Source organism: Ruminococcus sp. RTP21484sp1_RTP21281st1_A8_RTP21281_210402, assembly GCF_040914025.1.
GTDB lineage: Bacteria > Bacillota > Clostridia > Lachnospirales > Lachnospiraceae > Blautia_A > Blautia_A faecis.
Genome location: NZ_JBCPGE010000036.1, coordinates 39,709 through 50,397, shown reverse-complemented (window position 1 = coordinate 50,397; position 10,689 = coordinate 39,709). Strand labels below are relative to the sequence as shown.

Annotated in this window: 11 protein-coding genes and 2 pseudogenes; 3 read left to right on the top strand and 10 right to left on the bottom strand. The window is 44.9% G+C overall.

All coding sequences use genetic code 11. The annotated features are described in order from the left end of the window. On the top strand, positions 1-252 hold a 252-nt coding region (locus AB5170_RS16010; RefSeq protein WP_368365102.1), incomplete at its 5' end, for an IS3 family transposase. 354 nt (positions 253-606) lie between these two features. After that, on the top strand, positions 607-2,190 hold the full coding sequence (locus tag AB5170_RS16005) for a glucose-6-phosphate isomerase (RefSeq protein ID WP_118579504.1): 1,584 nt from the start codon (positions 607-609) through the stop codon (positions 2,188-2,190). Between the two features lie 76 nt (positions 2,191-2,266). Here AB5170_RS16005 and AB5170_RS16000 read toward each other — a convergent pair. Next, positions 2,267-2,425, bottom strand: a pseudogene (locus tag AB5170_RS16000) (DUF6783 domain-containing protein); the annotation flags it as partial. On the opposite strand from AB5170_RS16000, the gene AB5170_RS15995 reads away from it, so the two are divergent. Then, positions 2,363-2,515: a DUF6783 domain-containing protein gene (locus AB5170_RS15995; RefSeq protein WP_368361836.1), complete on the top strand. Its 153-nt coding sequence runs from the start codon at positions 2,363-2,365 to the stop codon at positions 2,513-2,515. The pseudogene AB5170_RS16000 and the gene AB5170_RS15995 overlap by 63 nt on opposite strands. Before the next feature lie 57 nt (positions 2,516-2,572). Here AB5170_RS15995 and AB5170_RS15990 read toward each other — a convergent pair whose 3' ends face one another. From AB5170_RS15990 to AB5170_RS15950, 9 genes and pseudogenes are all read right to left on the bottom strand, one after another. Next, complete coding sequence (locus AB5170_RS15990; protein WP_195380012.1) at positions 2,573-2,947, bottom strand: hypothetical protein; 375 nt, start codon at positions 2,945-2,947, stop codon at positions 2,573-2,575. Positions 2,948-3,221: 274 nt separating this feature from the next. Then, on the bottom strand, positions 3,222-3,413 hold the full coding sequence (locus AB5170_RS15985) for a bacteriocin (RefSeq protein WP_118579498.1): 192 nt from the start codon (positions 3,411-3,413) through the stop codon (positions 3,222-3,224). Positions 3,414-3,440: 27 nt separating this feature from the next. After that, on the bottom strand, positions 3,441-3,764 hold the full coding sequence (locus AB5170_RS15980; protein ID WP_173718330.1) for a bacteriocin: 324 nt from the start codon (positions 3,762-3,764) through the stop codon (positions 3,441-3,443). Between the two features lie 109 nt (positions 3,765-3,873). Continuing rightward, the gene (locus AB5170_RS15975; protein ID WP_215661328.1) at positions 3,874-4,938 is read right to left on the bottom strand and encodes a radical SAM protein; all 1,065 of its coding nucleotides are present in this window, start codon (positions 4,936-4,938) and stop codon (positions 3,874-3,876) included. Next, positions 4,935-5,279, bottom strand: a complete 345-nt coding sequence (locus tag AB5170_RS15970; RefSeq protein ID WP_173715919.1) for a hypothetical protein — start codon at positions 5,277-5,279, stop codon at positions 4,935-4,937. Before AB5170_RS15970 ends, AB5170_RS15975 begins: the two co-directional genes overlap by 4 nt. A 24-nt stretch (positions 5,280-5,303) precedes the next feature. Further along, complete coding sequence (locus AB5170_RS15965; protein WP_368361839.1) at positions 5,304-7,490, bottom strand: NHLP bacteriocin export ABC transporter permease/ATPase subunit; 2,187 nt, start codon at positions 7,488-7,490, stop codon at positions 5,304-5,306. A 12-nt stretch (positions 7,491-7,502) separates the two neighbouring features. Beyond that, entirely contained in the window at positions 7,503-9,743 is a 2,241-nt protein-coding gene (locus AB5170_RS15960; protein ID WP_195590276.1) for an NHLP family bacteriocin export ABC transporter peptidase/permease/ATPase subunit, read from the bottom strand. Between the two features lie 10 nt (positions 9,744-9,753). Continuing rightward, positions 9,754-10,215: a hypothetical protein gene (locus AB5170_RS15955; RefSeq protein ID WP_368361840.1), complete on the bottom strand. Its 462-nt coding sequence runs from the start codon at positions 10,213-10,215 to the stop codon at positions 9,754-9,756. A gap of 119 nt (positions 10,216-10,334) precedes the next feature. Next, positions 10,335-10,625: pseudogene (locus AB5170_RS15950) on the bottom strand (TrmH family RNA methyltransferase); the annotation flags it as partial. Positions 10,626-10,689: the final 64 nt, after the last annotated feature.

Here is a 10,689-nt window from a genome sequence, read left to right as displayed (position 1 = left end):
CCAACAGAAGGTTTCTGGGGAATTATCAAAGCAGAAATGTATCAGATGTACGAAATAACTGATGAATCCTCATTAAGATTTGCAATAAAGGATTATATAAGATTTTATAGTGAAGAACGTCCACAGGATAGGTATTGCTGCAAAACACCCCTAGAAGTACGTCAAGAAGCACTGAAATCTGACATACCAGTAGAATATCCTATTCCAGAAAACAAACGAATTAAAAAATATAAAGAGAAATGGTGTGCATAAAAATACCTACACTCCAAAATGAAATGTAGGTATTTTTGTCGCTTACCTTTAGATATTTCACCTGTCTACTTGACAAGGGGCATATCATTTTCAGCTTCTGTCGGCTGTTTTTTTACTTCTATCCCCTCTTTTTCTCCAGCTTTTATGTTCTTTTTTTCATATCAGCCCCATTCTTTCTTATATTAATGTTAATTTTTCAAGAATCTTCATCCTTGCATTGAAATTCTATAAATTTTTCAGTATAATGATTTCGATACGGGTCTCACAGTGAGACTCCTTTGAGAGCATAATCCGTTGCTGAACAAGCTTTGAACAGCAACTATAGTCTCAACCATTTAAAGGAGGAATTATATTATGGCAACATGGAAAAATCTTGACACACTTGATTCTTTTGGCAAACTGAAAGAGCTTAAGAATCACGTAGACATTGCGGCAGCTCTGTCTGGTGAAGAAGGTGGCAAGCGTGTAGCTGATTATAGTACACCAATGGCAGCTGGTCTTTCTTACAACTATGCAGCCAAAGAAGTAGACGAAACCGTTTTATCCGCACTTGCGAAACTGGCTGACGAGGCACAGCTGATCGACAAATTTCAGGAATTATATAATGGTGCAGTGATCAACACCGGAGAGAACCGTATGGTTCTTCATCACCTTGCACGTAAGCAGCTTGGTAACCCGGTTGTTGTAGATGGTGTAGACAAACGTGAATTCTACGTTGCCCAGCAGAAAAAAGCTGCTGATTTTGCAAATAAGGTTCATGCTGGTGAGATCACCAACGAAGCTGGTGAGAAATTCACCACAGTCGTTCAGATTGGTATCGGCGGAAGTGACCTTGGTCCCCGTGCTCTTTACATCGCACTGGAGAACTGGGCGAAGGCCAATAACACATTCAAGATGGAAGCGAAGTTCATCAGCAACGTTGACCCGGATGATGCAGCTGCAGTACTTGCTTCTGTAGACCTTGCACACTCCTTATTCATCGTTGTATCCAAATCCGGTACAACCCTTGAGACACTGACCAACGAAGCATTTGTAAAGGATGCCCTGACAAAAGCAGGTCTGAATCCTTCCAAACACATGCTTGCCGTTACAAGTGAGACTTCCCCTCTTGCAAAGAGTGAAGATTATCTTACCGCCATCTTCATGGATGACTACATCGGAGGCCGTTACTCTTCTGTTTCCGGCGTAGGCGGAGCAATCCTTTCCCTGGCATTCGGACCGGAAGTATTTGCTCAGCTCCTTGAAGGTGCTGCAGCTGAGGATCAGCTTGCAACAAACCGTGACCTTATGAAGAACCCAGATATGCTGGATGCCCTGATCGGTATCTATGAGAGAAATGTGCAGGGATATCCTTCCACAGCCGTTCTTCCATATTCACAGGCATTAAGCCGCTTCCCGGCACACCTTCAGCAGTGTGACATGGAGTCCAATGGTAAAACCGTAAACCGTTTCGGCGAGCCGGTTAACTACGTAACAGGTCCGGTTATCTTCGGAGAGCCAGGAACCAACGGTCAGCATTCCTTCTATCAGTTATTGCATCAGGGCTCTGACATTGTCCCGCTTCAGTTCATCGGCTTTAAGAACAGCCAGCTTGGCGTAGATGTTGACATTGAGAACAGCACCAGCCAGCAGAAGCTCTGCGCTAACGTGGCAGCTCAGATTGTTGCATTTGCCTGCGGTAAAGAGGATGAGAACCTGAACAAGAACTTCAAGGGTAAACGTCCGTCCAGCATTATCATCGGTCAGCAGCTTACCCCTGCTTCCCTGGGTGCATTGCTTGCTCACTTTGAGAACAAGATCATGTTCCAGGGCTTCGTATGGAATCTGAACAGCTTCGACCAGGAAGGCGTTCAGCTTGGTAAAGTTCTTGCGAAACGTGTACTTGCACACAATACAGACGGTGCTCTTAAGGTATTCAGCGATCTTCTGAACATCTGATCTTTCAAACAGGCTCTAAAGCATATTTGAAAAATTTACGGCAGCCCGGGAATTTCCGGGCTGCCGTTTTTTTATGCTACATACTATAAAAACAGACCGCAGAGATCCTGTATTTCCATAATCTTCTGCGATCTGACATTTTAGAGCGTGTTTGAAAAAGGCTTTCTGCAAGATGTGCGTCACAATTTGTGGGAGATTTTGTCCGGATGAGGGCGCCGTAGCGGGCTACGGCAACCGAATTCGGGCAAAATATACCGCAAAGTGGGGCGTGCAGATTGCGGGAATGATTTTTCAAACACGCTCTAATACATCGAATATTAAGTAACTGCCATATCGACTTGTCTTGCAAAGAACCTTTTTCAAACCATTAATATACTGACACTCAGGCAACCTGCACGCCCCAGATTTTCTTTGTTTCCAGGCCTCTGCCAGGCTTTCCTGTTACACAGATGCTCTTATTTCTCCAGTTTCCAACACCATTATCCGAGAAACAGATTCCAGCACCATCTGCAGTCTTTTTCACCTGAATCTTCATTTCCAGATTCCGTACCTTGCCATACATCAAACTGGTCTTTACAAGCTCATCCAGATCTTTTTCCAGCTGTGCTTTATCCATATACACGCTAATCTTTTCCTCCGCCAGCTCTGCTTCCAGCCATTCCTGACCTGGGGTAAAATATTTCTGTCTTATCTTTACAAATTCTTCTATAAAACTGTTAAGCTCTACTTTCTCATTTCTCTGTAATATCTTTCTCATAAAAAAAGCCCCCTTGCTTCAAAAGACGTTACTGTTCGCTTTCTTCGCAGCAACTCAAAAATGTCATTCTTTTTTCCTTTTATGAAAGATATTATAGCTGCCCATGTTAAATTCTGTGTATTGCCAATGTTAAACATATTTAAAATAATTATAACGATTGTAAAGAGCAATATTAAAGTATCTTTTTTATAAAAAATCCGCAGTCCGTTATCATCAATACGAACTGCGGATTTTTCACCAAAAGGCCGCGAGCCAGGGACTTTGGGGATGCGCTTTAAATTTTCCAGTACCCCGTACCACAAACAGCGCATTCAACCAGAGAACCGTCTTCTCTACTGAAAATTGTTTTCGCTTCTGTACTCCCACATTGTGGACAGCAGTTTCGCGCATTCTCCTCGCATCCTCCACCGGACACATTGTCCAACTCATCATCTGAAAGCTCTCTTTTTGTTATTTCGTCTTCCATCAAAAATATCCCTCCATCCAAAATCAATTAATTCTGTGTTTTGGTGGAAGTAGGATCCCAGTAGGTTGCACCGCAGCAGGCGCAGGTTACATAGGTGCAGCCATAAAGTGGCTCTCTGGAAGAAGCCTCCGTACTTCCGCATTTCGGGCAGCTGTATCCTACGTCGCAGGAATCACCGCCTGTTACATTGTCCAGCTCATCATCTGAAAGTTCCTGGGTTACCGGGTGTAATCTGGCATACATTTCTTCTGCCTGTGCAGCATCAAGCTCCATGCCGTTTTCCTTCGCCAGTTTCTGAAGTTCTTCCACAGATCCGGTTCCCTTTGCAGCTTTTAAAACTTCCTTTGTCATTTTGTTCTCTGCCATAGTCAAGATTTACAGCCACCTTTTCCCCGGCAGGTCCACTCCATATGTATCTGCGGTCTGCATCATGCCTGAAAAAATGTGCTCTAAATTTCCATTAAATATCAGTACCCGGATTATAAGCAATTTCCGTATAATTCTCATATTCCTGCAATGCACTGACAGTTTTCTCATAATATCCCTGTCCGAAAAACACACATTTGGAGGGATCTGCCCCCAGTTTGTCCCCGGTCAGCACAATTGCCAGTGCCCGGCATCCTCCCGCACAGTATTTGAAATACTTACAATTTCTGCATTTTCTGTCGTGCTCCCGGATTTTGTCCACAGTCGTACATACCTCACACAGATACTGGCTGGCACTTAGCAGATGCTTCAGAGATTCCTTTTTCACATTGCCAGGGATATCCCCATTCAGTTCGTAGGTGCCAGACAGCTGATGACAGGGAAATATATTTCCATTAGCAGCAACTGCCACCATGCCTCTGACCCCCTTGCATACTGGAAGCGAATCCCTGTATTCCTTTTCCCGGTACAAAACAGGAATCATCCCATAACTGCCAGATACAGGATACAGACGCAAAAACTGCCAGATGATCACATCCATTCTGCAGCCCGTTTTCATATATGCACTGGCAAATTCCAGCATTCTGTCATAATATTCCGTCAGTCCCAGAGCAGCATCACCTGCATTTTCCTTCCACCTTGGGGCCTCCGATGTGCGGATGATGCGCATTTTCCACACCCCAAGGCTGTCCATAAGCTTCGCTGTTTCCAGAAGCGTATCCAGATTGTGTCTGTGCACATTTGTCTGGATCATTACTGGAAAATCATTTGCCCTGCACAAACGGATGGCCCGGATTGCATCCTCCTCAGCTCCTTTTCGTCCACGAAGCCAGTCATGATGTCCGATTCCGTCAAAAGAGATCTTCATTAAAGGACGGATTCCTCTTTCCTTCATCTGGTCCAACACTCCCTGCCTGAGAAAATAGCCGTTGGTATTGATCTCTTCTACATACATTCCTCTTTCATAAATTCCCGTCAGGATGTCCATAAAATTCCTGTGAAGCATCGGCTCCCCGCCTGTGATGGTAAATGCATTTACCCCACATTCCCTCGCCTCATCCAGAAATTTTTCTGCTTCCTTCAGGAACCACTCGCTCATGGATGGGCATTGTCAGCTGCATTAAAGCAGTGAAGACAATTATAGTTACACTTCCCGGTTATCATCCAGTTTACTTTTGGAAAATACCGGTTCTCGCAATGTCTGTATTTCTGCCAGTCTGTCAGATTCTCTTCCCCTCTGCAGGGATGAATAAAGCCTCTGGCTGCCATAGTTTCCAATAAATCATCCGCCTCCTGCTCCCTTTTTCCGTCACAGGAACGCAAAAGCTCAAATTCTTCTTTTTTCAGCCCTTTGGCATATGGACTTCCCTTCCGGTAATATGCATAGGGAACCTGCTGCCAGGAGCGTAAGGCAATCCGGGAATCAAGTATATATCGCATAAAATATCCCCTTATCTCTTTTTATTACAGCGCATCCAGACGCTGCCGTTTTACCAGTTCTGCAAAAAAGCCGTTTTTCTCTAACAGTTCTTCATATTTTCCATCTTCAATGATTTTCCCTTTATCCAGCACAAGAATTCTGTCACACTGTTTAATAGTAGAAAGCCGATGGGCGATTACAATTCTGGTACACTTCAGACCATCCAGGGCTTCTGACACTTTTTTCTGGGTCAGATTGTCAAGGGCACTGGTGGCTTCATCAAGCATAAGCAGCCTGGGTTTTTGTGCAATAGCCCGGGCGATCATCAGTCTCTGCTTCTGTCCTCCGGAAATTCCGCCGAAGCCTTCAGAAATCATTGTATTCATTCCCATAGGCATTTTCCGGATATCCTCTGCAATACCCGCCAGTTCTGCTGCCTCCCAGGCATCCTTCTGTGTCAGCCATGGCGCCGAGATCACAATATTGGAATAAATATCCCCCTGAAAAAGCTTACCATTCTGCATGACTACGCCAATCTTCTGCCCGAGCGATTTCAGATCAATTTTATCAAGATTTTTTCCGTCATAATAAACGGCTCCCTTCATAGGTTTCTCAAATCCAAGGAGCAGACGCATAAGGGTGGACTTCCCGCAGCCAGTCTGGCCTACAATCGCCACATACTGTCCCGGGTGGATTTTCAAAGACAGGTCATCCAGTACAAGAGGCATGTTTTCGTTGTACCGGAACGATATATGATTCAGCTCGATCCCACCTGAAATCCCTGTAATCACCTGTTTTCCGCTGGAAACCTCGGGCACTGTCTCAAAAAGCGGCTTTACCATTTCCAGTGTAGGCCTTATCCTTGCTACTGTAAGAGCAATTCCTGCCAATGACAGAAAAGCTCCGGATACCATGCCGTATGCAGTATTAAAAGCATAGTAATCCGCTACGGAAACGCCAGACCGGATTGCTGCGTAATACATCACAATAGTACCCGCAAGAGAAATCCCTGTACTGATCACAGCATTTATTTTAATAAATACAGGAGGATTATATTTAAGTTTTGCTTCTTTGGCATATAAATCTCCCCATCTTGCAAAAGCCCTTTTCTCAGCCCCTGAAAGCTTTATTTTCTGGACACCAGTGATCATAGCGTATGTCATTCCATTTTCTTTTCCTGCAAGCTCCATCTGTCTTCTGGAAATTCCCATCTGTACCAGGGAAGAAATAACAGAAAACGCAACCGTCACCGCTACAATAGTCAGCGCCGGTGCCACAAGTGCCGGAGCAAACGCAAAAATCTGTGAGATATAGATAAGGGAAAAAACGGAAGTAATCCCTGTTGTAAATACGGTAGATACCAGCATATTGCAAAGTGAGTTGATCTGGCTGGCACGGCTGGACAACTCACCTGCGCTGTACTTTCTGAAAAAACCGGCCGGAAGGGACATTACCCTCATCATGGTTGCAGCCTCTACAGACAAGCTCAGCTTCGTTTCCACCCTGGCAGTTACCATCGCACTTACTGCCTCAAAAAGCAGGCTGCTTATTGCAGTACACACCATAAAAACCGAAATCGCAAAAAACAGCTGCATGCTTCCAGAAGGCAGAACCTCCGAAAAAATAAGCTGGTTGATCTTCGGTGTCAGCATCCCCACAAAAGTCACTGCAAGTGCGGCAAGAACCATCATCCCGTAATCAGCCCCGGAAAGTGTCTCCATTATGTATTTCGCCAGAGAAGGGATTCCCATCTTTTTCATGGGAAAAGGTTTATAAAATGCAAGGGCCTCTTTTTCAAACAAATCTTCATTTCCATGGGTTATCTTTCTTCTTTTTCCAGCTTCAATGTCATAATAGCTGTAACCAGACACTTTTCCGGGAAGAAGAGCTACGATCTTTCCGGTTTCTTTCATAACGCCCAGCATGGCACCAATTGCATCCTTATACCAGCCTTTTTCCAGATAAACCGTGCGGCGCATGATTCCATAGGGGCGCATAAGGTATTCCAGCTGTTCATTCATATCCTCAATGGAATCCGGAACCTCCCTGCTTTTTACATGGTAAAATTTCAGGATCTCATCGATTTCATTCTTGGCAACAATACGGTCGTCATTCAGCGAGGCAAGCACCTTCTCCCCCATAACGGCACCTGCCATTTTCACAAAAGAATCTGCGAAAGCATCGTCATCGCTCTGCTTTCTAAGTTTTATCTGTTCGTCAAACCAGCCCAATGCTTCCGCCTCCTATTCATTTGATACCAGCATAGTGTACATTCCGCCGGCTCTCATAAGTTCTTCATGTGTTCCCCGCTCCACGACTCTGCCTTCATCCAGCACAATGATCTCATCGCAGTCCCGGATGGTAGAAAGTCTGTGTGCGACCACAATACAGGCAACACCTCTGTCCTTTATAGATTTCACCACATTGTATTCTGTTTTTGCGTCAAGTGCACTGGTGGCTTCATCCAGAATAACAATGGTAGGATCCTGTGCCAGAACTCTGGCAATTTCCATTCTCTGGCGCTGTCCGCCTGAAAAATCCTTTCCGCCTTCTGTCAGCCTGTACTGATAACCTCCCTCACGCATCATAATATCATCGTGAAGCTGTGCATCCCGTGCAGCCAGGATCATTTCAAAGTCTTCGATGGAATTGTCCCACATTTTAATATTGTTCGCTATGGTGTCCTCAAACAGGATAATGTCCTGATCTACCACAGCCAGGGAACCGGTAAACACATTCCGGTCTATCTCTGATATCTTTTTACCGTCAAAAAGGATTTCGCCGCTCCATGGGGCATACAGACCTGATATCAGTTTGGACAAAGTGGATTTGCCGCAGCCGGAAGGTCCAACAAAAGCGACTCTGCTGCCCGGCTTCAGGGACAAATTGAAATCCCTTATCAGCGGCTGGGCAAGCCTGGAGTAGCCGAATGTGACATTTTTCAGTTCAATGTGACCGGATAATTTTCTGTACTCCTCTTCCGGACTGGATTCTGTTTGCAACAGGCTTTCCGAATGATTTTTCAAACAGGCTTCAGGCTCTTTCCCATCTGCTTTTCCCCATATAACGTCTTCCGGATAATTCATAACATCCTCGACACGCTCCATATCCGTACGCATTTCCTGTAAAGTCTGACCTGCTGCGATGAGACTGGCTGCCGGAGCCATAAACGAATTCAGAAAGCCTTGAAATGCCAGGATCATACCCACAGTAAACCTTCCCTGCATTGCAAAAAACACTCCTGTCATCAGAACTGCTGTGTTGCACAGAGTACTGATAAGCCCGGGAAGAAGTCCCAGCACACTGTTCAGTTTCCGGAATTTTACTGCTCCTGTATTGGCTCCGGCCTGATAACCTGCCCATTTTTCAAAAAAGCCATTTTCTGCGCCGGTAGCCTTAATGGTTTCGATCATCTCAATACCAGCCACGGCTGCTCCTGCAAGTTTGCCTGCATTTTTCAGCTGGACACGGGCAATGTTTACCCTTTTTTTCGATATTATGTTAGAAAGAAGCAGATTCAGAAATACAGAGGTTACACCCATCAGCGTAAGAACAGGACTGTACCTTATCATAACCACCAGATAAAAAATCATCATCAGCGAATTCAAAACCAGCGGCGCAAACGTATTCACTAGCCCTTCTGCAACAGAAGCATTGGTATTCTTGCGTACCTGAATATCCCCTGCCATGCGCTGTGAAAAAAATTCTACAGGCATTCTCAGTATTTTCCACATAAAGGTGGCATTTCCAACCATATCCAGCTTTCCATTGATCTTCAGGGAATATACCTGCTGAATCCACATAACAGTCAACTGTACCACTCCCATGAGAATCATTCCTATGAGAAAAGGAAATACCCAGTCCGGATTCTCTCCGGTCAGCAGCCGATCCATAAAAATACGGGAAAAAGCAGGATTTATAATGCCGATCAAGGAAGAGATCAATGTAGTAAGGACAACAAACGCAATCGCTGTGCCTGTGCCTTTTAAGCGTTTTTTCGCATAACGAAGTACCGAGGCTGGCTTTCCCCCTGGCTCAAAATTCTCAGAAGGCTCAAACTGCAGACTGATTCCGGTAAAAGCTTCGTCAAAAGCCTCCATTGAAACTGCATAGGTTCCTTTGGCAGGATCATTTATAACAGCTTTATTTCCTCGAAAGCCATCCAGTACCACGAAATGATTAAAATTCCAGTGGATGATACAGGGAAAACGACCTGTTTTCTTCAGATCTTCCGGTTCATAGCGGTATCCTTTGGCTGTAAGCCCATAGCTTCTTGCAGCTTTCAGTACATTTTTTGCACTGGAACCGTCACGGGATACGCCGCAATCGAAGCGAACCTGCTCCAATGGAATCCACTTCCCATAGTAGGCAAGTATCATGGCAAGACTTGCTGCACCGCATTCCAGAGCCTCCATCTGCATGACTACAGGAACCTTCGCCACCCCTTTTGTGATCGGCTGTTTTACTTTTTTCTCAGCACTCATTATGGTCACCTCAATTTATTACAAATGACATAGGTGACACCCGGTTCGTAACAAGCTCTACCTTGTAGATTCCGTCTGCCAGCCCTGTATGGATGGTTGCTGTGTATACGCTTTCATCCACTGCAAAAGCAGCACTTTCCAACTGTTCCTCTTTTAGCTTCACAGGGATTTCGGATATCTCCGCAATTTCATATTCTTTCCCATCTATATACACTGGAGTTCCTTTTTTGACATTCCGGATATCTGTTTCTTTTATATAACATGTGATTTTTCCTGCTTTTGCAGTTCCCACAGTCTCTGTTTTGGTATCAAGATGACCGAATATCCCCCACACGCACACCCCGGCCAGCAGTATGATGACAGCCGCCAGAATCATCCATATGCCCGGGTTTGCCATCCGGATATAATCGTTCAGCTGCTCCGGGGAGGAAATCCGGTCCAGACTTTTTTTCCGAAATATCTGATCACTCATAACCTGCAGCCTCCTTTTTGCTTATAGTTATTATCTTTCATTTGTCTTGCGTCCCCGCTTTAACTCTATCCTGCATCTCTGTTTTAACTCTATCCTGAAAGCGATTTCTATATACACAATTATTTCCGTCTGTTAATATACCCAAGTTCCCAGAATGCCACTGCACTTGCGGCAGCCACATTTAAGGAATCCACACCGTGAGACATGGGAATTTTCACTGTATAATCGCAATCTGCAATCGTCTGTGAGGAAAGCCCGTCTCCCTCTGTTCCGAGAACAATAGCCAGCTTCTCTTCTGCTTGAAGTGTCTGGTTGTCAATTCCCACAGAGTCATCACGCAATGCCATGGCAGCTGTTTTAAACCCCATATTTTTCAGCAGCTGCATTCCCTCTCCGGGCCAGGCAGTTTTTTTCAAAAGTGTTCTGCATTTTAAATCCATTTTCCAATTCCGTTTTCGTTATTTATTCTACTTG